21 protein-coding genes are annotated in these 24,887 nt (G+C 42.0%); all 21 read right to left on the bottom strand.

Features of this window, described 5'->3' with window-relative positions; translation table 11 throughout:
* Positions 1-8: 8 nt before the first annotated feature.
* The 21 genes from fcl to ACRRS1_RS08565 all read right to left on the bottom strand — a co-directional run bounded on the left by fcl (position 9) and on the right by ACRRS1_RS08565 (position 24,754).
* Complete coding sequence (gene fcl / locus ACRRS1_RS08665; protein WP_432468005.1) at positions 9-983, bottom strand: GDP-L-fucose synthase; 975 nt, start codon at positions 981-983, stop codon at positions 9-11.
* Positions 984-986: 3 nt separating this feature from the next.
* Complete coding sequence (gene gmd, locus ACRRS1_RS08660) at positions 987-2,120, bottom strand: GDP-mannose 4,6-dehydratase (protein ID WP_432468006.1); 1,134 nt, start codon at positions 2,118-2,120, stop codon at positions 987-989.
* 52 nt (positions 2,121-2,172) lie between these two features.
* Positions 2,173-3,606, bottom strand: coding sequence for a phosphomannomutase (locus ACRRS1_RS08655; protein ID WP_432468007.1), 1,434 nt, complete (start codon positions 3,604-3,606; stop codon positions 2,173-2,175).
* Between the two features lie 9 nt (positions 3,607-3,615).
* Positions 3,616-5,016 (bottom strand): mannose-1-phosphate guanylyltransferase/mannose-6-phosphate isomerase, encoded by a 1,401-nt coding sequence (locus tag ACRRS1_RS08650; RefSeq protein ID WP_432468008.1) that lies wholly within the window; start codon positions 5,014-5,016, stop codon positions 3,616-3,618.
* Between the two features lie 70 nt (positions 5,017-5,086).
* Positions 5,087-5,557 carry a GDP-mannose mannosyl hydrolase gene (locus ACRRS1_RS08645; protein WP_432468009.1) on the bottom strand — a complete coding sequence of 157 codons (471 nt, stop codon included), beginning with the start codon at positions 5,555-5,557 and terminating at the stop codon, positions 5,087-5,089.
* A 178-nt stretch (positions 5,558-5,735) separates the two neighbouring features.
* Positions 5,736-6,860: a UDP-N-acetylglucosamine--undecaprenyl-phosphate N-acetylglucosaminephosphotransferase gene (gene wecA / locus ACRRS1_RS08640; RefSeq protein ID WP_432468010.1), complete on the bottom strand. Its 1,125-nt coding sequence runs from the start codon at positions 6,858-6,860 to the stop codon at positions 5,736-5,738.
* A gap of 45 nt (positions 6,861-6,905) precedes the next feature.
* A complete protein-coding gene (locus ACRRS1_RS08635) occupies positions 6,906-7,901 on the bottom strand; it encodes a Wzz/FepE/Etk N-terminal domain-containing protein (RefSeq protein ID WP_432468011.1) in 996 nt (331 codons plus the stop codon).
* A gap of 73 nt (positions 7,902-7,974) precedes the next feature.
* On the bottom strand, positions 7,975-10,635 hold the full coding sequence (locus ACRRS1_RS08630) for an SLBB domain-containing protein (protein ID WP_432468012.1): 2,661 nt from the start codon (positions 10,633-10,635) through the stop codon (positions 7,975-7,977).
* A gap of 259 nt (positions 10,636-10,894) precedes the next feature.
* Positions 10,895-11,401 carry a transcription/translation regulatory transformer protein RfaH gene (gene rfaH / locus ACRRS1_RS08625; RefSeq protein ID WP_432453576.1) on the bottom strand — a complete coding sequence of 169 codons (507 nt, stop codon included), beginning with the start codon at positions 11,399-11,401 and terminating at the stop codon, positions 10,895-10,897.
* Between the two features lie 9 nt (positions 11,402-11,410).
* Positions 11,411-11,866 carry an outer membrane beta-barrel protein gene (locus tag ACRRS1_RS08620; protein ID WP_432453577.1) on the bottom strand — a complete coding sequence of 152 codons (456 nt, stop codon included), beginning with the start codon at positions 11,864-11,866 and terminating at the stop codon, positions 11,411-11,413.
* Positions 11,867-12,192: 326 nt separating this feature from the next.
* Positions 12,193-13,167 (bottom strand): DHH family phosphoesterase, encoded by a 975-nt coding sequence (locus ACRRS1_RS08615; protein WP_432468013.1) that lies wholly within the window; start codon positions 13,165-13,167, stop codon positions 12,193-12,195.
* Positions 13,168-13,255: 88 nt separating this feature from the next.
* Complete coding sequence (gene cysC, locus ACRRS1_RS08610) at positions 13,256-13,861, bottom strand: adenylyl-sulfate kinase (RefSeq protein ID WP_432453579.1); 606 nt, start codon at positions 13,859-13,861, stop codon at positions 13,256-13,258.
* A gap of 110 nt (positions 13,862-13,971) precedes the next feature.
* Positions 13,972-15,702 (bottom strand): SLC13 family permease, encoded by a 1,731-nt coding sequence (locus ACRRS1_RS08605; protein ID WP_432453580.1) that lies wholly within the window; start codon positions 15,700-15,702, stop codon positions 13,972-13,974.
* Complete coding sequence (gene cysN, locus ACRRS1_RS08600; RefSeq protein ID WP_432453581.1) at positions 15,702-17,123, bottom strand: sulfate adenylyltransferase subunit CysN; 1,422 nt, start codon at positions 17,121-17,123, stop codon at positions 15,702-15,704. Before cysN ends, ACRRS1_RS08605 begins: the two co-directional genes overlap by 1 nt.
* Before the next feature lie 150 nt (positions 17,124-17,273).
* A complete protein-coding gene (cysD, locus tag ACRRS1_RS08595; RefSeq protein ID WP_432453582.1) occupies positions 17,274-18,179 on the bottom strand; it encodes a sulfate adenylyltransferase subunit CysD in 906 nt (301 codons plus the stop codon).
* 466 nt (positions 18,180-18,645) lie between these two features.
* Positions 18,646-19,722, bottom strand: a complete 1,077-nt coding sequence (gene rfbB, locus ACRRS1_RS08590) for a dTDP-glucose 4,6-dehydratase (RefSeq protein WP_432453583.1) — start codon at positions 19,720-19,722, stop codon at positions 18,646-18,648.
* A 51-nt stretch (positions 19,723-19,773) separates the two neighbouring features.
* A complete protein-coding gene (rfbD, locus tag ACRRS1_RS08585) occupies positions 19,774-20,688 on the bottom strand; it encodes a dTDP-4-dehydrorhamnose reductase (RefSeq protein ID WP_432468014.1) in 915 nt (304 codons plus the stop codon).
* Between the two features lie 31 nt (positions 20,689-20,719).
* The gene (gene rfbC, locus ACRRS1_RS08580; protein ID WP_432468015.1) at positions 20,720-21,265 is read right to left on the bottom strand and encodes a dTDP-4-dehydrorhamnose 3,5-epimerase; all 546 of its coding nucleotides are present in this window, start codon (positions 21,263-21,265) and stop codon (positions 20,720-20,722) included.
* Between the two features lie 23 nt (positions 21,266-21,288).
* Positions 21,289-22,161 (bottom strand): glucose-1-phosphate thymidylyltransferase RfbA, encoded by an 873-nt coding sequence (rfbA, locus tag ACRRS1_RS08575; RefSeq protein WP_432453586.1) that lies wholly within the window; start codon positions 22,159-22,161, stop codon positions 21,289-21,291.
* 420 nt (positions 22,162-22,581) lie between these two features.
* Complete coding sequence (locus tag ACRRS1_RS08570; RefSeq protein WP_432468016.1) at positions 22,582-23,583, bottom strand: response regulator; 1,002 nt, start codon at positions 23,581-23,583, stop codon at positions 22,582-22,584.
* A 409-nt stretch (positions 23,584-23,992) separates the two neighbouring features.
* Entirely contained in the window at positions 23,993-24,754 is a 762-nt protein-coding gene (locus ACRRS1_RS08565; protein ID WP_432462955.1) for an MlaA family lipoprotein, read from the bottom strand.
* Positions 24,755-24,887 lie beyond the last annotated feature (133 nt).

Raw genomic sequence — 24,887 nt, 5'->3', positions numbered from 1 at the left:
ATTACTTTTCACGCGCTTCTCATCTCGAGTTCATTATTAATAAACCACTGGTAAGTCATATTTAGTCCCGCTTCTAAATGGATTGACGAGCACCATCCCATACTATTCAATCTATCCACATTCATTAGTTTTCTAGGTGTTCCATCAGGTTTGCTAGCATCAAAGCCGATAGTTCCTTTATAACCAACAACTCTAGCTACGGTTTGAACCAGCTCCCGTATAGTACAATCAACACCAGTGCCCACATTGATATGGCTTAACATTGGCTTAGTATTTTCGGCATAAATAGTTGAATCCAAGTTCATAACATGAATAGAAGCTGCAGCCATGTCATCCACATATAAAAACTCACGCATCGGTTTACCACTACCCCAAGCAATCACTTCTTTGTCTCCATTTATTTTTGCTTCATGGAAACGTCGAATGAGGGCGGGGATAACATGACTATTCTCTGGGTGAAAATTATCATTAGGCCCGTACAAATTAGTCGGCATTACGCTACGGTAATCACGACCATATTGGCGATTATAACTTTCACACAGCTTGATGCCAGCGATTTTGGCTATAGCATAAGGTTCATTGGTTTCTTCAAGATAACCTGTCAACAATGCCGATTCTTTCATTGGCTGCGGTGCTAACTTGGGGTAAATACAAGACGAGCCTAAGAAGAGTAGCTTTTGAATATCGTTGGCATGAGCGCTATGAATGATATTGGATTGAATCATCAAGTTTTCATAGATGAAATCAGCCGGGTAAATATTGTTCGCCACAATCCCTCCCACCTTAGCAGCCGCTAAGTAGACTTGGTCTATCTTCTCGCTCTTAAAAAAATCAGCAACCGCTTGCTGATTGGTTAAATCCAACTCACTTCGCGTACGCGTGACGATATGAGTATAACCGTTTGCTTTAAGTTGTCGCACTAACGCCGAGCCCACCATACCTCGGTGTCCGGCCACATAGATTTTATTATTCAGACCCGTCATAAACTAACCTTGATTTTCAATAGCAATTGATACTTTGTGGCCATGCGCTTTCAACAAAGCGTATTGCTTTGCTTTACCTAAGTCATATTGAACCATTTCAGCACACATTTGCTCTACGGTAATTTGCGGTACCCACCCTAACTTATCTTTAGCTTTAGACGGATCACCTAAAAGAGTCTCAACCTCGGCGGGTCGGAAGTAACGCGGATCAACGCGTACTATAACATCACCGGCTTTTAACGCTGGGGCGTTATCACCGGTAATTGATTTAACCCTAGCGATTTCTTCTATACCCTCGCCTGAGAATTCAAGTTCAATGCCAGCTTCTTTGGCCGCTAAGGAAACAAACTCACGTACACTAATTTGTTTACCTGTAGCGATAACAAAATCATCTGCGTTATCTTGTTGCAACATCATCCATTGCATACGCACATAATCTTTTGCATGGCCCCAGTCACGTAGCGCATCCATATTACCTAAGTACAAACATTTTTCTAAACCCTGAGCAATATTCGAGATGGCACGTGTAATCTTACGGGTCACAAATGTTTCACCACGGCGAGGCGATTCATGATTAAACAAAATGCCGTTACAGGCATACATACCGTAGGACTCACGGTAGTTCACCACGATCCAGTAAGCATACATTTTGGCTACCGCATACGGTGAACGAGGATGAAAAGGCGTGGTTTCTTTTTGTGGGATTTCTTGAACTTCACCGTAAAGTTCTGAAGTCGAGGCTTGGTAAAATTTAGTTTTCTTTTCCAAGCCTAAAAAACGTATTGCTTCTAATAAACGCAATGTTCCCATTGCATCAACATCTGCAGTGTACTCTGGGCACTCAAACGAAACAGCAACATGTGACTGAGCACCTAAGTTATAGACTTCATCAGGCTGCACATCCTTGATAATACGCGTAAGGTTAGACGAATCCGTTAAATCACCATAATGCAAAAAGAACTTTTGATTCTGTTCATGATTATCTTGATAAATATGGTCAACACGCTCGGTATTCAGTGAGGATGCACGTCGCTTAATACCATGAACTTCATAGCCTTTTTCTAACAACAGCTCTGCTAAGTAAGAACCATCTTGACCGGTCACACCCGTAATTAAGGCAACTTTATTTTTAGACATTACTTAATTCCAACTCGACATTTTTAATCAATTAAACTTTCTAATAGTAGGTTTATAGAGACCTAATATTAGTTAAACTTCTTTGTACACACTCAATAGCTTGCTCAGCAGTAGCAGCCTCGGCATAACAGCGTAATTCAGGGGCATTGCCTGACGGGCGTAAATGTACAAACAGCTGATTGGCAAGCTCAATTCTCAAGCCGTCAGTAGTATCCACAGATACTACATCGAAGTCGCCAAAACCCAACTGTTGTATTAATAACTGCGGATCTTTTACGCCATCTGCGACGATTTGCTGGCTTTTTGCTGTCGCAAAATTTTGGATCCGGTCACTATCGGTAAACCGTTGGGGTAAGCCTGCGACCAACGCGCTAATACTCGTGTTTTGCGCTGCCACTAACAACATGATTGCTGGTAATACCGCGTCTCTGGTTGGTAGGGCTTTTAACACCTTACCGTAGACTAGTGTATCGCTGCCTAGTAAAAAACCACCATTAGCTTCAAAGCCCGCGACGGATCTGTACTGCTTGCTCAATGGCTCGAATTCTCCGATAACATAAGGCGAACCAATTTTAGTGCGCTTAACACATTCAAATTTTTGACTTAATTCAATTGAAGTATTACAGCTCACCGGAATGGCCAAGGCACTAATATTTAGTGCTTCTGCACATAGCAGCCCCAAAATATCGCCGCGTAACCAATCACCATTCTCATCTGCTACTAACGGTCTATCACCATCGCCATCCGTAGAGAACACTAAATCAAGGCTGTACTGTTGCGCCCACTCTCTCGCTTTTTGCTTATCCTCTTGCGATACTGCCTCAGTATCAATAGGTACAAAACTGTCGCTACGTTCGATAGCCACCACCTCTGCACCTAAGGCTTCAAAAATTCGATAATATAAGTCTCTACCCGCACTCGAATGTTCGTAAACACCAATTCGCTTACCAGTTAAAAACGGTTCATGAAACAGCGAGGTATAACGTGTGATGTATTCATCTGCAGCGCGGCTATTCACCTCTAGTTCTGGTAGGCACTCAAGCGGTCCAAAGGATACAGATGCTTTAATAATGGTCTGTTCGTCAACTTTTGAGATCTCGCCATCCGGACGATAAAATTTAAGGCCATTTCTATCAAAAGGGATATGGCTACCGGTGACCATAATAGCCGGCATGTTGTCTTCTTGCGCCACATATGCAAGCGCAGGTGTTGGCACCACCCCATAATAGACAAACTGGATACCTTGCTGCTTAAGGGCTATAACACAAGCCTGTGCCATGGCATAGCTGCTAGGGCGATTATCTATCGCTATGCCGACCATATCAAAGCTAAAATTAGCACGCATACTCTCGATAAACGCATGTGTAAATGCAGCACATACATTCGCTGTCAACTGCGTCACTAAGCCCCTCGCACCACTAGTACCAAAGGCAACACCACTATCTTCAATTATTTTACTGCTGGTTAAATTACTTACCGTTGACATGCTCGCTCCTTATACTCGACCATACTTATCTTCGAAGCGAACAATGTCATCTTCTCCAAGATAACTACCAGTTTGCACTTCAATCATTTCTAAGGGGATCTTTCCTGGGTTTTCTAAGGCATGAACGGTACCCAAGGGAATATAAATAGATTGGTTTTCAGTAACTAATTGCGTTTCTTCGCCTCGCAGTACACTCGCAGTTCCCGATACCACAATCCAATGCTCGGCACGGTGATAATGTTTTTGAATCGACAACTTACCACCCGGCTTTACCGTAATACGTTTAACTTGATCGCGGGCACCAATACCAATAGAGTCATATTTTCCCCAAGGTCGGTAAACTTCACGATGGTTTTCAAACTCACAGCGTTTATCCAACTTAAGTCGCTCAACGATCGTTTTAACTTCTTGTACTCGGGATTTTTCGGCTACTAGTAATGCGTCTTTAGTATCTATAACTACCACATCGTTTAGCCCAATGGTAGCAATAAGACGGTCACCGCCATGCACCAAGCAGTTGCTTGTATCGTGCAGCAACGCATCCCCCGAACATACATTTTCATTTTCATCTTTTGCGTTCACTTCCCATAAGGAAGACCACGAACCGATATCATTCCAACCTGCATCTAAAGGCACCACGACTGCATCTTTAGTCTGCTCCATCACCGCATAATCAATAGATTCATCGGGGCACAAAGCAAATGCTTCGCTATCTAGGCGGATAAAGTCTTGGTCTTGCACGGTATTATTCATAGCTTGAGTGCAAGCTTGGGCTATATCGGGCCTAAACGCTGTAAGCTCTTCCAAATAGCGACTAGCTTTAAATAAAAACATGCCGCTGTTCCAATAAAACTCACCACTTTTTACGTACTCAGCCGCAGTGTCCGCATCAGGTTTTTCAATAAAATGTTCAACTACATAACCAGTTGTATCCGCGATAGACTCACCGCGTTGAATATAGCCATAACCAGTGTGCGCTTTATCGGCTACAATGCCAAAAGTGACCAATTTACCAGCTTCTGCTAAGGGAATAGCATTATTGATAACCTCACGAAAAGCAGCAGGGTCTTGAATAACGTGATCCGCAGCCAATACTAATAATATAGGATCATCACCCTCCACAGCCTCAGCAGCGATAGCAACCGCAGGAGCGGTATTTCGACCAACCGGTTCGAGAATTATTGATGCTGGCTGCTCCATCGCTCTTAACTGCTCAGCTACAATAAAACGGTGCTCTTCATTACAAATAATCAACGGCTTATTGGTCTCTACACCCGCCATACGCGCCAGCGTTTCTTGGAGCATCGAATGTTCACTGGTTAAGGCCAAAAACTGTTTTGGATATAGAGCACGACTTAATGGCCACAAGCGCGAACCTGTGCCACCAGCCATAATCACTGGAGTAATCATAGAATAAACCTTATTTACTAAATTAATTCGTTTAAGCTAAATACAAACAACTATGCCTACGCTAAATTCGTTACATAAAAAATTGATCGGCGCGTTTATCTGCTTGAAAGTACCACTGAGTATGACGATGTACCAACTCATTGCTTAATAAGTCAGCTTCATCGAACCAATGATATTCGCAATGCTGTTCTTCAGGTAACTTAGGCAATTCGCCGTCGACCACTATTTCGTAAGCGAGCGCCACATAGTGCGTGCTAAAATCATCAGATAAAAAGTTATCTTCATAAAAATGCTGGTAAACACCTTTAAAGCTTGAAGGTGCGTTATCTAAGCCAAGCTCTTGCCTCATCAAGCGTGGGAATGCTGTATCCAAGGGCTCGTCTTTCAATACGCGACCGCCTGGCACAAACCAATAACCTTTGGCTGGGCGATTGTTGCGTTTACCTAATAGTATTTGACCGCTCGCATTACGCACAATAAGATCAATCGACACCAAAGGTGTCGATTGAATAACGGTTTTAAATGTTTCTACTTCAAGCATTGCTACACTATCTTATTAATCATATTTGATAAAGCCGACCTAGACATAGCCTGCTTGCCACGGCACACTTTATTCGTTTTAAGGCAGGTTATTTATTGCCAGCCCTTGTAATATTCTGATGTCTTCGAATTTAGGATTTTCGCCCGCAACAGCTGACCACCATATGCACTGTCTTATTCTAAACGCTTTTGTGCTTATAACTTCTCGATAGCTTTATTTGATTCACACGTCGCATTCGCCGAAATGCTTCGATTTTTCGAAATGCTTTTAGCAAACGCCAAATATATCGTAAAGCCGTCAAGTACCCAGCAAAAACCGCGAGAAACAGCCCAAAGGAGAACCAATCAGGGACGTTGAAGTGATTGAGTAGCACGCCAAACATAGAAATAGTAAAACTTAAACTAGTAATACAAATAAGTGTTTGTTTGGAGTTAAAGCCTGCACGCATGAAAATGTGGTGAAGATGATCTCGGTCAGGCTTAAAAGGAGAGCAGCCTTTACGTTTGCGACGGATCATCACTCCGGCCATATCCATCAGAGGAATCGCAATAACCCATAGTGAAGTCACTGGATTAAATGCTGCTGATTCCCCTTGAGAGCCAATGGCTAGTAACCAAACCACACTCAGGCCTACAAACATTGAACCCGCGTCCCCCATGAAAATCTTTGTACGGTTGGGGTTATCGGCACGTGTGAGGTTAAAAATAAGATAAGGGATCAGCGATACTACCAAACACATTGCTATCCATGATTCGATTAGATAGCCTTCCAATATAAACAGCAAAGACAACGACAACATACTACTAAAAGTTACGCCGCCCACAAGACCATCGATACCATCCACCATGTTATAGGCATTAATCGCGCCCATAACCGCTAACAAAGTAAAGGGGATAGAAATCCATCCTAAATGAATATCACCAAAAGCAAGTAAGTTACCTAAATTTTCAATTCTATCTCCACTGGCAAACATCATGACACTAGCAGCCACGGCTTGACAAAACATCCGGAGGCGTACACTTAAATCGTATTTATCATCCAACATTCCGACTAACAAGATCCCACCAGAAGCCAGTAAAAAATACTTAAAAGATACATCATAACCGTGAGCGATCACCATCAGTGACAATACAAAACCCACATATACCGCAATCCCACCAATCAACGGAATGGCACCTACGTGCAATTTTCGCTCATTTGGTTTATCTACTAGCTGGTGTTTCACCGCAATCGGTTTTAACAATTTAATGGCACTAAAAGTACCACCAAATGCTACAAATAAAGACAAAACGAAGATGCTCATCCCTGCCAACCTTTGAAATTTAAGCTTAAAGCTATCACGAGTATTTTACTCATTGTTTTCTGTACTTTGTTGTTCGCTTCGAGAAAAATGGCGAATAAGTACCAGCATCACACCAAGCATTCCACCCAACAAGGTCCCTAATACACAGATTAACGCTCGTTTAGGTTTTACTTTTTTTTCTGCAACAACTGGTGGATCAATCACTTTAAACACAAAGTCCTCATTGGCCTCGGCTAACATTAACGTTTTGGTCTGCTCTTCAATCAATTGATAGAAAACACTCTGCATCTGCGCAACCGAAGTTTTTTCCAGCTGCTGTTTTAAATAATTAATATTTGCCATGGTTTCTAAACGAGCACGTTGTTTCATCACTTGGTTAATATCTTCAATCAACCAACTCACCCACTGTTGGGCAACCACTGGCGAAATATGCTGCACTGCTAGAGTGATTAAACCAGTTTCTTTGTTCGTAGAGACGCTCAGAATTCCGTTCAAGAAGAACTCATGGCTAACTTGCATGGAGGGTTCTGGCTGTTGTGGCGGTTTGGCCTCGCGCACCCAGACCTTTGAGTCTGCATCATATAATTCCGGATTTAAATCCAATTTTCCACTAATCGGATCCCATGATAAGGCAGCCATCAACTGTGGTTTTATATGGTATTTATTAACAAATTCACTAAAGAACTGCCTGGATTTGAGTACTTCGATGGCCAGCGTTGTTTGATCGGTTCCGCCTCCGCTGCCAAGGTTAATCCCCGCCAAAGATGCCAAACCACCAAACTGCGAAGCCATACTATTGAGTTTATTATTGTCTTGATTAGTCGCCGCCAACAAGGCGTTTGCACGGTAAATATTGGGTTGGCTAATTGCAAAAAAAACCGCTGCCACTGCAAAAAGCGTGGTACAGGCTAAAATTAGCCATTTACCACGCCAAATAACAGCAAATAACTCACGTAAGTCAATTTCATCCTCTTGCTGCTGAAACTGAGGCGGATAATCTTGAAACCGCTGCTGATGTTGCTGTGGCGTACTGCTGTTCATAGTTAAGTCAAATACCGATAAGTTAGATAAAGCAATAGCCTTAGCGCAAACCAAGGCCCGAAATAATGTACAGTTACTTAATAACGTTAACCGCAACACCTATTTGATACATAATTTGAGTTACCGCCGTCCACATACTTAACGCATCACGGTAGTCGGTATCAATAGGGACTACAATTGTGTCACCCGGTTGTAAATCTTGAGAGTTGTTTTTAAACCAAAATCCTGATTCGGGTTTATAGACTGCTCCATTTGCTTTAACCACAAACACCCGATCTTCATCGGCTTGTTTTTTAGTCCCACCAGCAAAATTAATATAATCTTTATAGCTATACTTCTCGTCTAACAAATAAGATGTCGAGATTTGTACTTCACCCATAATCGTGACTGTATTGCGATATTGCGGCACATAAAGTAAATCTTGATCTTCCAACATAAAATCTTTGGAATCGTCATGTGCCAAAATAGCCGGTAAATCAACCACCATTCGCCCCAAAGCCTTGGTTGAACTCATCTCTTCAATTAGAGCCAACTGCTCGGAAGGCGATGCCGATGAAGAAAAACTGCCGGGTCCGGTTTGCCGTAAACTCTTCTTCGCTACCTCTTGGCGGATCGCCTCAGCATAGGAGTCAATCTGTTTTTGTTCTCGTAAACGCAACGCCTCACGCGTAAATACCGCACCGTCTTCGTGAGCGTAGTCGGTTAAGCCACCCGCACGCTTAATCACCGCCCCCAAAGTCTCGCCGCGTTTAATCACGTATGTTCCAGGAAAACGCACTTCCCCTTGTATATTCACGGTACGTTGTTTACGTAAATTAGGAACCGCCAATACATTGAGTCGGTCACGCGACTGCAACACCAAATTATCCGCCGGATTATTTTGCAAGGCATCATTAAGATTTAAACGCAATACGTTAACTTTCGCATGGCCATCCCGAACAACAGTGCGCGAAAGTTCGCTATGTTGCGCATAAGCACCATTATTTAGTCCGCCAGCTGCCGTAATTAAGTCTTTAATGGTGTTTTTATCAGTGATGGGATAAACACCTGGAAATTTCACTTCACCAAATATTTCTACGAGATGGGCATCATCATGAATAGATGACTGACCCTGCAGCAGCGTTAACACTGGTGCAAGTAACTTTTCTCGGGTGGATGCGAATGCTTTTTTAATTTGCTCCACGGGTATACGAGTTAACTGAGATGCACGCTCAAAGTCATAACCGTCATCACCTTGGATGTTACCAACGGTTTTATTCTGCGCGTGTTCAGTCTCTTCTACCTTGGCATTAATTTCGGCAGCATCAACTGACAATACATCCTTTTCGTTAGTCGCGATGGAAAAAGCATCGTCAAACTTAGCGAGGTCATATTTGGTGAAGACTAATATCTCATCTTCGGCGTTTAATTCAATATTGCTTTGTGATTGTTTATTACTAATCGCCAGACCTAAATTGATTTGTAGAACTTTAATCGTTTGATCCGGTTTACGCCTCACGACCAAGGCATAATTGAGGTCACTACTTTGATACAAACTGCGATGAATGCTCGGAAACAGGTCTGACACTTTGATACCTGCTCGCCACTGAAAACGGCCTTCGCGAACCACGTTACCTTTCACTGAAACATAATTTTTGGTATGTTTGACGATAGCGTCTATAGTTAAAAAATCGCCATTATTCAGTCTTTTAGATAAATCTGTTTTGTTGTTTAAATCGAGGGTATTTAAATCAATTAAACCTTCTTTAGTAATCCGCTCAAAACTGACTGAATTTTTATAAGCTTTGGTTGTATATCCACCAGCCATAGAGACAAGGTCTTTTACCGTTTCATGGTCATTTAGCTCATAAATTGCAGGGCGGACGACTTCTCCATCTATGCTCGCAGTCGGTCCCAAAGGGGCAATGAAAATCACATCGCCAGAACGTAGCTGCAAGTCATCAGAAGTATCTCCATTAATCAGCAAATCATACACATCCAAACGATTCACTAACTTACCGTCTCGAAGTAAACGAATATCTCTTAAGCTGCCCTTACCATTGACCCCTCCACTGGCGTATAAGGCATGTGTCATCGTCGACAAAGAACTGACTAAATATTTACCCGGCTGATAGGCTTCGCCAAGCACAAAAACTTCGATGCTGCGCAGTTCACCCATGGTGATACTGCTGCGCACTCCAATTTTCTTCTCCGAAATCGTCTTAGTGAGTAACTCTTTTACTTCTGAAAAACTTAAGCCCGCGACATTAACCGGACCCAATTCGGGAAAACTAATCGAGCCATAACGATTCACCCGAAATTCAAATTTACTGTTTTCTTTACCAAATAATTGAACAACTAAGGTGTCACCAGGCCCTAGTCGATAATTATCGGTTACTGGCACATTGCTTAAGGGAGCAAAAGTTGCCGGTTGGGTCGCAAATACGTCTAAACCAAAGCGCTGTAGTTCTTCAACCTGCCCCGCACTATTCTTTTTTGCTATATTTTGCTCTTCGTCTTCCTGAGTATTGCGTTTTTCGGGAAGTTTTGGAGCAGCCAAAACTTCCTCCTGAGATGCATTTGACGAATTAAGTTGAGAAACATCCACGCCATATTGCTTCGCAAGTGCCGCCTGTTGCTCTGCGGGAAGCGCCTTAAGCATCTGCATCTGTTCTGGGCTTACATTTACAGCGAAAACATTCTGTGAACAAGCTACCAAGCAGATCGCGATAAGACTTTTTAGTCCAAATTTCATTCCGTTATATTCTCTTTCTCAAACTAGGTTGCGGAGTTTCAATCAAATTAAAACGTTAATAATAACTGGCTACATATTACTTCAACTACGTTGCTTACGTAAACTTACAAAGTGATTAATACGCTCATTTTCTAAGTAGATAAATTGATTTGTTGAAATATAGTACTTTAGATAGAACATCAAATTAAAAACGCTACCGCCCTTAGGTTTCGGCCCCCAATTCGCCATCCATGCTTGGTTATACTTTTGCAACATAAAATTAACAGGTGAGACAAATATCTCTATTGTTAACAACTAAGGACGCTTGCTGATTCAATAAACGAACCAAAATTACCGAGCGCTCTAAACCATCGGCTCGCTGATAAATTGCCTCAAGTGATTGAAAAGCACCTTGCTGAACAGCTACTTTCATCCCTGGCTGATATACCTGCTCAATCGTTGGCTGACTGTGGGCGTGCTCACTACTTTTTATTTGAGCAATTATGTCATCAGCAACCACTTGATAGTTTCGGCCAACCTTAACAAAATCAATCACGCCTCGAGTTGAGCGTACAGCGTTAAAATTGCTTTCTTCATTCAGTTGCACAAACAAATAGTTAGGAAATAGCGCTTCTTGTTTGTGTCTAAGTTTTCCTTTATTAATTCGCTCTACACAGATATAAGGACAATAGGAAACGTAAGCTTGATTAGCGAGGTGCAATTGTGCGCGAGCCTCTTGACCCGCTTTGCAATAAAGTAGGTACCAAGTAGCTTGTAGCTGATTCATATCGAAAGTTTAGAAGCGGTACTGAAAGGCTAAGCTTAGCCCTGCGACCTTAGTTTTATCTTTATTCAAACTACTGAGATACTCAATCGTCATCGCGCGCGAAGAGTCAAACGCGTAATGCACGCCTAAGCCAAAACTGGTACCGCTTTCGGTACTACTGCCAACATTTTGCTGGTTTAGTTTAGCCGAGGAAGCCCCCACCAGTGCATACATGGCCGTTTGCTCTGATACTGGCAGATTCGCTCTTACCAATATAGAAGCTAAACTATCGATTGATATACCATCAGAACGCCCAGTAGATAAACCATAACGACCTTCTAAGGCGATATAATCATTAAAAAATCGTCCAACTTGAGCTTGTAAAACAAACGGGTTACCGTCTGCATTCTCCGCCCCTGCTGAGGCAGTATATTCAGCCGAAGAATAACTCAATATCGCGCCGCCATAGTAGCTAGCATTTGCCATTGAGCTACAAAAAAAGCTAACACTAACAACAACTAAACAAAGCGTTTTTTTAAAACACATCACAGAGAACGTTCCCTAAACTCAAATTGAAATCGCGGGAAGTATATCACACTGAATTGAGGGATAAAGTAAAGCAGACCGTCGATAAATATCAATAAAAGCTGAGCTAATGCCTAAAGAAAACAGATATAGACAATTAAATCAAATAGTTATGGAGCCTCAGTATTTTTAAAGGCAAACTTACTATTTACAAATTCATTAAATATATTTAAGCCTCAAACTTATTTTTAGTGAATGTGTGAATAACAAATAAGTAATTCGCCTAATTATTCACCGCTTGAGCTAGCATAAAACTGTTCCGTCACGGAAAGTAACGCCTCTATATTGTCAGCTGGTAAGCAATTAATACCCGCAGCGGCTTCTCTGCCGCCACCTGTTTTAAATGTGCTACATATTTGACTTGCACCCTGTTTATTATTTTTGGGTGCCCGTAGGCTCACCATAAAATCACCGCTGCAGCTCTGACTGAGTACGATATGAGCCCGCTCAGGGTCACTGTTGGCCAAATCATTTCCTAACACACCACTTACCCGTCTCGCCCATGCTTGGTCAGGCAATTTAACGACTTTTAAGATATCACTCTTATAATAAACTTCGGCGAGTTGTGCTTTTTGCATATCCTCAGCATAGGCAATTCTTAGACGATGATATGGCGAGCTTAGGTCAGCTATCGCATCAAAAGGAGAGTAATAAGCCAATAAAGCTTGATACAGCGCTGCTGGTGCAATATGCAAATCAGCAATAGAGTGCCCGTAACTATTATAATTAATCAGTACACCTAAGTCTTTTAATTGCGTTCTCTGTTGAAGACTTAAACCTTGGGCGACAGCCAAGCCCTCAGCCACCTCAAGTAAATTATCTCCATAGGCAGCAGTAATCGCCCACAAATGAAAACGACCATTGAGCTGCTTGTCGATTAATAACGCAGTACAGACATCAACGCTAGTATCTATTTGGGTGGTTAACAACTCATGCTCCGGAATATTTCCAGGCCGATGGTGGTCAACGTAATGCACTCTCGCACCGGCCTTAAGTGCACGATTCACCCCATCAATATTTTTTTCTAAAGATAAGTCAAGAACGGTGACCACATCCCCTTCTTCATATTGTGGTTTCACAGCTAACTGGTTATCTCGCTTCACCCCTGTGACTAACAAACTTTGCCGAGGCTCGGCTAAGCGCAATTGCAACAAAGCCAAGATACCATCGGCATCACCGTTAAAAATATCGATATATCGCACAACAACCTCTACTTGAGTCAGCACTTCGACACGCGAACAAAATATAGTTCATTAATTGCTTATTTGGAGTTCAAGCAAATTCAACGCCCTAGTCGATGATACCTGCTTTTAGCAAGGCTTGGATGACCACCGCGGCACATTCTTCAACCGTTTTACCCTCGGTTTTCACATGTACATCGGCTTGTTCCGGAGCCTCATAGGCAGAACTAATTCCAGTAAAGTTTTTTATCTCTCCTGCACGAGCCTTCTTATATAAACCTTTTGGATCACGCGTCTCACAGACTTCGATAGGTGTATCAATAAACACTTCAAAAAACTCACCTTCCGTTAGCTGCTTACGAACCATACTTCGGTCTGCTTTAAACGGCGAAATGAACGCAGTTGAAACCACCATCCCTGCATCGACAAAAAGCTTGGCAACTTCACCAATACGGCGAATATTTTCTACACGGTCTTTATCTGAAAACCCTAAGTCACCATTTAGTCCATGGCGAACATTATCACCATCGAGCACATAAGTATGAACACCTCGCTGATGTAATAAATAATCGACCTCATTTGCAACTGTAGATTTACCCGAGCCACTTAAACCGGTAAACCAAAGCACACAAGGCTTATGTCCCTTTTGAGTGATCCGTAAATCTCGGCTTACACTGTGATGATGCCAAACTACATTTTCACTTTTATTGTTCATAACAACCTCAAAAAATATTAAATAAAAATTCGAACTGTAAATAGCTCAAGTCAGCGATAGCTTGTAATTTGGATGACTTATTATCCACTAAAGTTCTTTGCACTCTTCTGCTAGTGTAAAGGAAACAATAATGGAACTAAGCCAATCACCACGACTGCGTATACAATCGCCACCGGTAAGCCCAGTTTTACAAAATCTTTTAAGTTGTATCGCCCGGCGTTATATACCATGAGATTCGTTTGATAACCATAAGGGCTCACAAAGCTAGCGCTGGCGGCAAAGGCAACGGTCATAATAAAGGTCATTGGATTTGCACCAATTGCATTTGCTACACCATAGGCCACCGGAAACATCAAAGCAGCAGCTGCATTATTGGTGACTAATTCCGTAAACAACCAGGTTAATAAGTACATAATGATTAAGGTCACCATCACCCACTGAGGGCTTAAGATTTGACCAAAACTTTCGGTAAGTAAAGAGACCAGACCAACATTATATAAAGCTTGTGACAAAGTAAGCGCAGAAGCGACGATCAGCCAGATGTCTTTAGGAAAACGTCGAACTATCTCACTTGGGGTTAAGCAACGAAAAAACAATAAACCACCCAGCAGCAATACCATCGCCTTAAATAGGCTCAGTACACCAACTGCCGCGGAGATGACGGCGATAGCAAAGCCAGCAATCGCGATCAGCTCAGACCAACCATTAAGCCGTGTATCTGGTTCAACACCGCTAACTACAATAAAATTCTTAGTTAAGTTGCTCCGAGATTTAAAATCGTCTCCTACAGCAAGTACTAAAAAATCACCCGCTTGCAAGACTAACTCTCCAAGCTTTCCAGACACTTGTTCGCCGTCACGCTTGATTGCCACGACAGCTGCATCAAATAGCGCCCGAAACCCCATTCTTTTAAGGCTTTTACCCACCAAAATACTTTCAGGCCGAATCACGACTTCGGTTAAATTGGTCCCCAACAAACCATTTGAATCCGCGAAAGTTTGTAATCCCGAGAATTGATTTAATTGCATGACTTTGGTGACATCACCACTAAATATTAAACGATCATTTTGACTAAGCACTTCACTGGGAGAAACGGGGCTAATCAACTTCCCTTGACGGACGATTTCCACCAAAAATAATGATTCGAGGTGCCTTAAGCCGTTATCTTCGACACTTTTACCAATGAGACCCGAGTCCTGTTGGATCTTGGCATCGATAAAATAGCTTTGATAACTATCGACCTCACGCTGATGATCGGGTAAATAACGAGAGAAAAATGCCAAGGTAAGTCCGCAACAAACCACAGCCGCGAGGCCAATCAATGTAAAATCAAAAAATCCGAGTTCTTGGCCGGTGCTTTCAAGTAATAAGCTGTTCACGATTAAATTGGTAGAGGTACCGATGAGGGTCAAAGTTCCACCTAATATCGCCGCATAAGACAGAGGCAACAGCAACTTACTAGCGCTATGGTACGGGTTATTACGGATCGGCGCCAACAACGTAGCCACCACAGCAGTATTATTGAGCGCAGCCGACGACAGCACAGTGCTTGCAAAAAGACGCAACCAAGTTGCCCGCAACGAAGGCTTAATAATCGAGGCCGCTAATAAGCGTAATAAGCGGGTTTTTTCTAAGGCGATCGAACAAAGCATCAGCAATACCAGCGTCATCAATCCTTGATTTGCGATATTGGCCAATATTTGCTCAGAACTAACTAAGTTTAATATAAACAATATCAACATAACCCCGCCAAATATTTTAGCCGGATATTGCTGATACCGAATCAGAGCAGCAATAGTGCCAGTAAAAATAACTAGCACTAGAATTGCTTGTATCGACATTATTTTAACAATTCGCGAAGGTCTTTCGCATCCCAATGAGGGAAATGCTTACGAACCAGCGCATTAAGTTCGATTTCAAAAGCTGAAAACTCACTGTTTACCGTTTGTTCTTCAAGCTTGCCCTTGGCTTGGATCATCCCCGCGCCTACGGTCACATTGCTAATTCGGTCAATGATAATAAATGAACCAGTACCATGCGCGCGACTGTAAGCGTCAAATGCGACCTGCTGACTAAACTGCACTTGGCAAACACCGATCTCGTTTAAAGCTAAGCGCACTGCGGGTTTTTCTTCCAGTGTATTCACATCAATTTGGTGCTCAATTTGCGCAATTGAACCCGAGGTCGTTTTGCTTGCTAGTTTAAAATCATATTGCTTATTGGCAATTAAAGGATCGTCTGCCATCCAAACGATCATTGCTTCGGCACTGCTTGCAACCCATGGCTTGTTATTGCTATGAACCAGCATATTTCCACGGCTGGCATCAATTTCATCCTCTAAAGTGAGCGTTACCGCCATCGGCGCGTATGCTTCATCTAGCTCACCATCAAAGGTAACGATGCTCTTCACTTTGGAAACTTTCCCCGAAGGCAATGACGTAACTTCATCCCCCTTACGCACAACACCGGAACTAATGGTGCCGCAAAAGCCACGAAAATCTAAATTTGGCCGATTGACATATTGCACGGGAAAACGGAAATCGTCGAAATTTAAACCAGAGCTAATCGGCGCACTTTCTAGCATGCCCATTAAAGTTTCACCATGATACCAAGCACTTTGCTCGCTGCGCTCGACAACGTTGTCTCCATTGAGCGCCGAAATTGGCACAAACTTAATGTTCTCGATTTTTAGATTTTCAGCGAATTGTTGATACTCTGCTTTAATTTCTTCATATCGCTGTTCAGAAAAATCAACCAGATCCATTTTATTAATTGCAACAACAACCTGTTTAATACCTAAAGACGAAACGATAAAACTATGGCGCCGCGTTTGAACCTGCACGCCGTAGCGTGCGTCAATCATCACGATCGCCAATTCACAATTCGAGGCGCCAGTGGCCATATTGCGGGTATATTGTTCATGCCCTGGGGTATCGGCAATAATAAACTTACGTTTATCCGTTGAGAAATAACGATAGGCAACATCAATTGTAATGCCTTGCTCTCGCTCTGATTGCAAACCATCAACCAGTAGTGCTAAATCAAACTCTCCATCGGTGGTATTAAATCGTTTCGAGTCATTTTTAATACTGGCCAATTGATCTTCAAAAATCATTTTTGAATCATGTAACAAGCGCCCAATCAAGGTACTCTTACCGTCATCTACACTGCCGCAAGTTAATAAGCGTAGTAGTTGCTTTTGTTCATGTTGTTGTAAATATTCTTCAATATCTGAAGCAATTAAATCTGACTGGTGTGACATGGTTCCCTCACTTCGAGCTGTCAGCACGGGGCATCTTACAGCTCAAAAAAATATTTATATATTAACGGAATACTCTGATATTCGTCGTTCGATGCTCGCAAGCTACTGTTTGGTTTAGTTTTTCTATCACGCTTGGTTGGTCTCCAAGTGCTAAAAATAACCTTCCATCTTTTTCTTTTCCATTGAGCCCGCGCTGTCATGATCGATCACTCTGCCCTGACGCTCGGAAGTTTTAGTTAACAGCATCTCTTGAATCACATCTTGCAAGGTATCGGCCTCTGACTCTACTGCACCAGTTAAGGGGTAACAGCCTAGCGTTCTAAAACGCACCATCTTATGTTGAATATCACCCTCTTCGACAGGCATACGCTCATCATCAACCATAATCAGGGTACCGTCACGTTCCACTACCGGACGTTTAGCCGCTAAATAAAGCGGAACGATATCGATATTTTCGAGGTAGATATATTGCCAAATATCTAACTCTGTCCAGTTAGATAAAGGAAATACTCGAATACTCTCCCCTTTATTTACTTTTGAGTTATAGCTATTCCATAACTCGGGGCGTTGTGACTTAGGATCCCAACGGTGATTTTTATCGCGGAAAGAATAAACCCGCTCTTTTGCCCGAGATTTTTCTTCGTCGCGACGCGCACCACCAAAAGCGGCATCAAACTGATATTGATCTAAGGCTTTTTTAAGTCCCTGAGTTTTCATGATATCGGTATGAACCGCGCTGCCATGCACAAATGGGTTGATCCCCATTTCTAGCCCTTCGGGATTTTTGAAAACCAATAACTCAAAGCCATATTTTTTGGCCATTTGGTCTCTAAACTGGATCATTTCTTTGAATTTCCAGTTAGTATCGACATGTAATAAAGGAAAGGGAATTTTGCCTGGGAAGAAAGCTTTGCGCGCTAAATGAAGCATTACCGCAGAGTCTTTACCCACAGAATAAAGCATCACCGGCTTATCAAATTCAGCCGCGACTTCGCGAATGATATGGATGCTCTCAGCTTCTAATGCTTTTAGATGAGTTAAGTTATAATTTTCCATTTAGTCTTTAGCTCTTAGTTCGTTATATCGTTATAGAATATAAAACAGAATCAGATTAACTTATGTGACTAACAACTACTAGCAACGCTGCTATAACATTATGCTACTTTTAATAACTTCGAATTCTAAGCAATCGACAGGTTATTTTACATACTGTCGATTGCTTTTTAGTTTAGAGCAAATAAATACAATCGGTGGAGTTCTTTCTGGTTTATAGTGCCGCAATCGCTTAAAAATTAAGACTAAAACTGAGTATTGGTGACTGAAGCTAGAAATTCGTGATAGGAAGTGGCGATAAAGAAACCGAGTTAAGTGTGTTAGGTCTAACTCATTGATGAGCAACATATACGGTATTTACTCTCACCACAAAGCAAATACCATCACCGTAATAAATCAAATTTGTCTCTAACAGAAATTGCAAATGAGAGTTCCATTTCATTCAGAACTCTCGGTTCAATAAAGATAACTACAATGTCTTTAGCCAATCTTGAGCATTGAGATACCAATCAATGGTTAGATCGATTCCTTGTTCAAAAGAAACTTGAGGTACATAAGCTAATTCTTGTTGAGTTTTCTTAGCGTCGATAGCATAGCGCTGATCATGCCCTGCTCGGTCTTCAACAAAAGTAATTAAACTTTCTGCCTTGTTTGCGATGGCTGCCGTAGCCTGCGGATATTGAACAGCTAAAATTGGGTTTTGGCTAAATCGTTGATTTAACAATTGGCACACCAACTTCACGATCTCTATATTAGCCCATTCGTTGTGGCCCCCGATGTTATAGTTTTCGCCTACTCGCCCTTTGTTCAACACCAAATCGATACCTCTGGCATGATCTTCGACATACAACCAGTCACGGATCTGCTGGCCATCGCCATAAACAGGTAAAGGCTTATTGTTTAAGATATTGGTAATGATTAGCGGAATTAATTTCTCAGGAAAATGATAAGGGCCATAATTATTTGAGCAGTTTGAGGTGGTTACCTGTAAACCGTAAGTATGGTGATAAGCGCGTACCAAATGGTCGCTAGCTGCCTTACTGGCTGAATAAGGGGAATTTGGTGCGTATTGAGTCTCTTCAGTAAAAGCTGGATCGCTGGGCCCAAGAGTGCCATATACTTCATCAGTGCTGACATGGTGAAAACGATGTGGGATGGTCTCTAAACCTTGGCTTTTAGGCTCATCTATCCATACCTTTTTTGCGGCTTTAAGCAAACTATAACTGCCAATAATATTGGTTTCGATAAAGGCATCCGGCCCAGTAATTGAGCGATCGACGTGTGATTCAGCCGCAAAATGCACAATTGTATTTAATTGATGCTCTTTCAACAACGACTCAACCAATGCCGTATCGCAAATATCACCCTGTACAAAGTTAAAATTCGGATCCGTTTCAACTGGTTTAAGGCTAGCGCGATTACCTGCATAGGTAAGTGCATCTAATACGACGATTTTGTCGCCAGGATGATTTACCAACCAATAGTGCACAAAGTTAGCACCAATAAAACCAGCGCCACCCGTCACCAACATTTTTCTTGAATTCATAATATCCAACTGTAATCGTTTCTCTAAATCTATGATTAATACTTCTGATACTTAAACTAATTGATCCATCATGAGGCTTAATTGCTTACGCCAATGTATGGTCTCTATACCTGAAGCCTGCTCGGCTGTGATTTTGTTGAGTACCGTAAATGAGGGGCGAACTGCGGGTAAAGGATAAGCACTGGCGGGGATCGCCTTAATGGGGATCGCCTGACTAAGTAAACCTTTTTCAAGCCCTAACTCCTGAATCGCGATCGCAAAATCATACCAAGACGCAAGCCCGGCATCAGTCCAATGAAAAGTAGAAACTTGCCCTTTAGCTGTACCCGCCAACTGATAAGCTCCAGCAGTGTTTTCATCTTTATTCAATTTCGCTACCATGGTCCATAACCACAAGGCAAGTCCCTTGGCCCAAGTTGGCGTGCCGACTTGATCGTAAATAATCCCTAGTTCTGACTTGCTTTCCATCAGCTTGATCATGCCTTTCACAAAATTATTACCATGCACTGAGTACACCCATGCAGTGCGTACGATCAAGGCCTGATCCGCAAGCACCTCTGCCACAGCTAAATCACCCGCTAACTTAGATGCGCCATATACATTAAGAGGTTTAGCCACAGCGTCCACCGAGTAAGGCGTCGCCTTATCACCCGAAAAAACAAAGTCGGTTGAAACATGTAGTAAATAAGCGTTTGTTTTCTTACAACTTTGGGCAATAAATCGAGGCCCCTGTTGGTTAACTGCGTAAGCAATATCTTGATGTGACTCGGCCAAGTCAACTGCGGTATAAGCCGCAGCATTGATCACAACATTAGGTTTAATTGTTGCGAATGCCAGCTCAACCGCTGACTGATCAGTAATGTCCAGCTCATCAATGCCAAGGCTAAATAACTCTACGCCTTCAGGCTTAGCTTGCTGTAATTCCCAAGCTAATTGGCCACCTTTCCCGGTAACTAGTACTTTCATTATTTACTCACAAAACGACATGTAAATTGATTTATAAACGAGGCGCATCGACAAATTGAATGGCCTGTTGGTCCTTCGCTGATAAAGATGGCGCTAAACCATTCACGAGAGGCCACTGTATACCAATATCAGGGTCATCCCAAGCCACTGACACTTCAGAGCTGGGATCATAATAATCAGTACATTTGTAAACAAACTCTGCTTCCGCACTCACCACATAAAAGCCGTGGGAAAATCCTTCGGGAACCCATAACTGGCGTTTATTCTCGGCGGATAATATCACGCCAATCCATTGACCAAGCGTAGCTGAATTGGCTCGCATATCAACGGCTACATCAAACACTTCACCGCTGACCACCCGCACTAACTTTCCTTGGGTATGTTCGGTTTGATAATGTAAACCCCGCAATATTCCTTGTTTAGATTTGGAGTGATTGTCTTGCACTAAAGCTTGCTGAGTACAAAATTCAGAAAAAAGCGTTTGACGAAAAGTTTCCATAAAAAAACCACGTTCATCACCAAATACACTTGGTTCTATAATTTTCACATCAGGGATTACTGTTTCAATAAATTTCATTTGACCATCTCTTGGCTACATGCTTAGTCGTTTGCTAGGTTCATCAAGTATTGCCCATAACCATTTTTTAACATCGGTTCGGCGAGCGCTTTTAATTGCTGAATATCAATAAAACCCTGCCGATAGGCTATTTCTTCAGGGCAGCAAACCTTTAATCCTTGGCGCTTTTCTAACACCGAAATGAACTGAGACGCTTCCAGTAAAGAGTCGTGTGTACCAGTATCTAACCAAGCACTGCCACGCCCCATTAATTCAACGCTCAACTCATTTCGTTGAAGATAGAGATTATTTAAGTCGGTAATTTCTAGTTCGCCACGAGCAGAAGGCTGAATGGTCTTTGCCAACTCAACCACTTTCTCATCATAAAAATATAGACCTGTGACCGCATAATTAGATTTAGGAGTGCTTGGTTTCTCTTCGATAGAAATCGCTTTCCCCGAATCATCGAACTCAACCACACCGTAACGCTCAGGATCGGTAACATGATAACCAAATACACTTGCACCAGTTTTATGCTGATTAGCTTTTCTCAAAGACTTAATTAAGTCATGCCCATAAAATATATTGTCACCCAGCACTAAACAAGCGGGAGCGCCATCGAGAAAATCTTCCGCTAAAATAAATGCTTGTGCCAAGCCATCCGGTGAAGGCTGCTCGACATATTCAAACCGCACGCCCCACTGACGACCACTACCCAGCAATTCTTTAAAGCGAGGTAACTCTTCCGGCGTTGAAATAATCAATATATCTCGTATCCCCGCAAGCAATAGTGTTGAGACCGGATAATAGATCATGGGTTTATCATAAACAGGCATTAATTGCTTACTAATCACTTTGGTAAGCGGGTGAAGTCGAGTTCCCGAGCCTCCCGCTAAGATAATACCTTTTCTGTTCATGCTACGCCTTTACCCTGATTCGTCTAAATGGCTGCAATACTACTGATTTTGACAGATTGAGTACAGCAACAAACAAAGAATAGCAGAAGCACATACTGAAATAGTGATGATGGCATGAAGGATGCCGGTTCGTTGTTATGACGTCTAATTAACCTCTTTCACAAGCAATGTATTCATTTATTTTGCCATGCCCTTAGAGACAGCATTTGCGCTGTAACCTTTCATTGAAAGCAAAAATTATAGACTAAATAAAAACTGAATCCTTGCCGAGAAGTGCAATACGACCGCATGGCGCGTTACAAAAGAGGAGATCAAGCAATTTGGGTTAGTTTCAATACTGGATGTTTCAAAAGACTATTTAACCGTCAAGCTCGGTCTAGATTGCGGTTCGAGCCCCCTTATAAGATCGTCCAAGGTAAATTAAGTCACCGGAAATAATTTTAAATTAATATGGTCTTCGGCTAGGTTTCTAAATCGTAGGCTAAACCCAATATCTGACAGCTTTGCCGCCCCTTCTTGATAATGCGCATCAACATTCAAGCCTAAAGCCAAACCTGGATGAGCAGCATCAAATGGCGAGGGGGCATCAAGTAGACCAGCATTAGCAAAGTGCACATTATCATGGGCGATAATGCCGTACAAGCAGCCCACAGAAGCTCTTAAATCGGCAGCTTTAATAATCTTATTTAAAGTACTTAATGCCATACTGGGTTGCAGAGCTGAGCGATCATTCACTAAGAAACGGTTCCACATATCTTGAAAGAAACCGTTAATAATGACTGCAGCAATAACCCCTTCGTCGCCCAACAAACAAATATCTACCACTAAAAAACCAACATGATGTTGATCGATTTGCTTGATAAGCGGAAATAAAGTTTGTCCTTTTAGACGATAATGACAAAAGAAACCCACAATTTCTTGCGTGGTTTTGGGCAACATTTCTCTTAAAACCAAGCTTGCTTGCGAATCATTCGCCTTAAAATGTGCCTTATGCTCACTAAATTCAGCAAATTCCATTTGTGAATCTTGTTGCTCCAGCATCGATAAACTAGAAAGAATCGTATGCGTTAATTCTCTAAAGTCGATTAATGGTTTCACCAAAAAATCACTGGCACCGAGTTGTAATACTTTACGTAAATCGGCCATGCTACTTTTTCCAGAAATAACAATAATAATTCCCGGAAAACTATCAAGATGTTCCAACAACTCAAGCCCGTTCATCCTCGGCATTTGTAGATCCATCAATATCAGTTGATAAGACTGCTGAGCAATCGCTTGCAAGGCCTCATAACCATCTTCAACAGTGCATACTAAAGCACCCTGCTGAGTCAAGAAGGCAAGCAGTTGCTGACGAAACACAGGTTCGTCCTCTACAACTAATATAGAAATTCCATAAAGTGGATTCTCATCATGCTGAGGCATTAATCGACAACCTTTTTCCTTATTTATTAATAAGTTAATAACGTATTTTAAGGCTTAACAGCTTGACTATATAAGTAATAACTCGAGAACGCTAGCTTGCTTACAAAAAATAAAAACAACCAAAAACTAACTGAAACATAACCTTAAGCGAGGAGATTGAGGGTTTGCGATACAGCAGAACCGAGCTTTGCTTCAATAAGCATAGCTCAGTAAAATGAGAACTGTGACTCCATTAGGCATAATCATCGCGATTAATGTTATAGGTAAATTTATTTATCAGGCTTTATTTTTATAGCAATAAAAGCTCTTATATCGCCCTAAATTGTGAGCAAAACGCTCACAATTCAGATCAAAATGAACCTAGACCAAGGGCCGAGCAAAGGCCATTCCAACAAAAATCCAATCGCTTTTAGTAACCTTCGATTTCATCTAAATAGCCTTCAAGGGCGGAATCGATATCCTGTTTCGACTGAGTCGGAGGCTTACCATTATAAAAACGATATAGTCGGTATTGTAGATAAGCGTCTTTGATAAAGGTGTAACTATCAAGAGAGTTGTCTAGTAGCGGTTCTTGTTCAATCACTGAAGCCCGTTTATACAGTCCATCTAAACCCCATTTTACCGCTTGCTCCGCATAACTTAAGTTAGACAACGGAGAAGCAAAGGCATCAACCCAGTCCCCCACCTCTTTACGCACGGTCGTCGGTCCTAATACCGGTATCATGACAAATGGCCCTTCAGGGACGCCATAAAAGCCCATTACATCACCAAACTCTTCGATGTCTCGCTTGGCTCCTGAACGTCCCATCAGATCAAAAATTCCAAATATCCCAAAACTGGAATTAAACAAAAATCGAACTAAATTATTCGAGGCACGCTCAACTTTTCCTTGCAATAAATTGTTTGCAAAACTAGCGGGCTCTTCCAAATTTCGGATCACATTGTTTAAGGCTTCACGCAAACCAAAGGGCACATAATCAGCATACACATGAGTGACCGGGCGATAGATGGGTTTATCTAGATAATTGTAGTTAAACTCCCACATGCTGCGATTAAACCCTTCAAAAGGATCAGAAAAACCGGTAACTGGCTCACCTTGTTCCGCTGCCGATAAAGCAGTTGAAAAAATCGCGGTAAACGTCAAAAACGCAAATACAACATGACGTAGCACTGAATGCTCCTTCCTTGGTAACGTTACAACTATAGAACTTAACAAACAAAGTGCTCTTGTTTAACGCAATCCAATCATACAAAAATTAAAGCTGCCTTTCAGCAGCCATTTATTATGTCATTAAGTTCAATCG

Source organism: Agarivorans sp. Z349TD_8, assembly GCF_050870825.2.
Classification (GTDB): domain Bacteria; phylum Pseudomonadota; class Gammaproteobacteria; order Enterobacterales; family Celerinatantimonadaceae; genus Agarivorans.
The sequence above is the reverse complement of the archived record's forward strand: the minus strand, read 5'-3'. Positions and strand labels throughout refer to the sequence as shown.

Coding starts and splice junctions, on each gene's coding strand:
- fcl (WP_432468005.1), bottom strand. CDS start 983: ATGACGGGTCTGAATAATAAAATCTATGTGGCCGGACACCGAGGTATG.
- gmd (WP_432468006.1), bottom strand. CDS start 2,120: ATGTCTAAAAATAAAGTTGCCTTAATTACGGGTGTGACCGGTCAAGAT.
- ACRRS1_RS08655 (WP_432468007.1), bottom strand. CDS start 3,606: ATGTCAACGGTAAGTAATTTAACCAGCAGTAAAATAATTGAAGATAGT.
- ACRRS1_RS08650 (WP_432468008.1), bottom strand. CDS start 5,016: ATGATTACTCCAGTGATTATGGCTGGTGGCACAGGTTCGCGCTTGTGG.
- ACRRS1_RS08645 (WP_432468009.1), bottom strand. CDS start 5,557: ATGCTTGAAGTAGAAACATTTAAAACCGTTATTCAATCGACACCTTTG.
- wecA (WP_432468010.1), bottom strand. CDS start 6,860: ATGAGCATCTTCGTTTTGTCTTTATTTGTAGCATTTGGTGGTACTTTT.
- ACRRS1_RS08635 (WP_432468011.1), bottom strand. CDS start 7,901: ATGAACAGCAGTACGCCACAGCAACATCAGCAGCGGTTTCAAGATTAT.
- ACRRS1_RS08630 (WP_432468012.1), bottom strand. CDS start 10,635: ATGAAATTTGGACTAAAAAGTCTTATCGCGATCTGCTTGGTAGCTTGT.
- rfaH (WP_432453576.1), bottom strand. CDS start 11,401: ATGAATCAGCTACAAGCTACTTGGTACCTACTTTATTGCAAAGCGGGT.
- ACRRS1_RS08620 (WP_432453577.1), bottom strand. CDS start 11,866: ATGGCAAATGCTAGCTACTATGGCGGCGCGATATTGAGTTATTCTTCG.
- cysC (WP_432453579.1), bottom strand. CDS start 13,861: ATGAACAATAAAAGTGAAAATGTAGTTTGGCATCATCACAGTGTAAGC.
- ACRRS1_RS08605 (WP_432453580.1), bottom strand. CDS start 15,702: ATGTCGATACAAGCAATTCTAGTGCTAGTTATTTTTACTGGCACTATT.
- cysN (WP_432453581.1), bottom strand. CDS start 17,123: ATGTCACACCAGTCAGATTTAATTGCTTCAGATATTGAAGAATATTTA.
- cysD (WP_432453582.1), bottom strand. CDS start 18,179: ATGGAAAATTATAACTTAACTCATCTAAAAGCATTAGAAGCTGAGAGC.
- rfbB (WP_432453583.1), bottom strand. CDS start 19,722: ATGAATTCAAGAAAAATGTTGGTGACGGGTGGCGCTGGTTTTATTGGT.
- rfbD (WP_432468014.1), bottom strand. CDS start 20,688: ATGAAAGTACTAGTTACCGGGAAAGGTGGCCAATTAGCTTGGGAATTA.
- rfbC (WP_432468015.1), bottom strand. CDS start 21,265: ATGAAATTTATTGAAACAGTAATCCCTGATGTGAAAATTATAGAACCA.
- rfbA (WP_432453586.1), bottom strand. CDS start 22,161: ATGAACAGAAAAGGTATTATCTTAGCGGGAGGCTCGGGAACTCGACTT.
- ACRRS1_RS08570 (WP_432468016.1), bottom strand. CDS start 23,583: ATGCCTCAGCATGATGAGAATCCACTTTATGGAATTTCTATATTAGTT.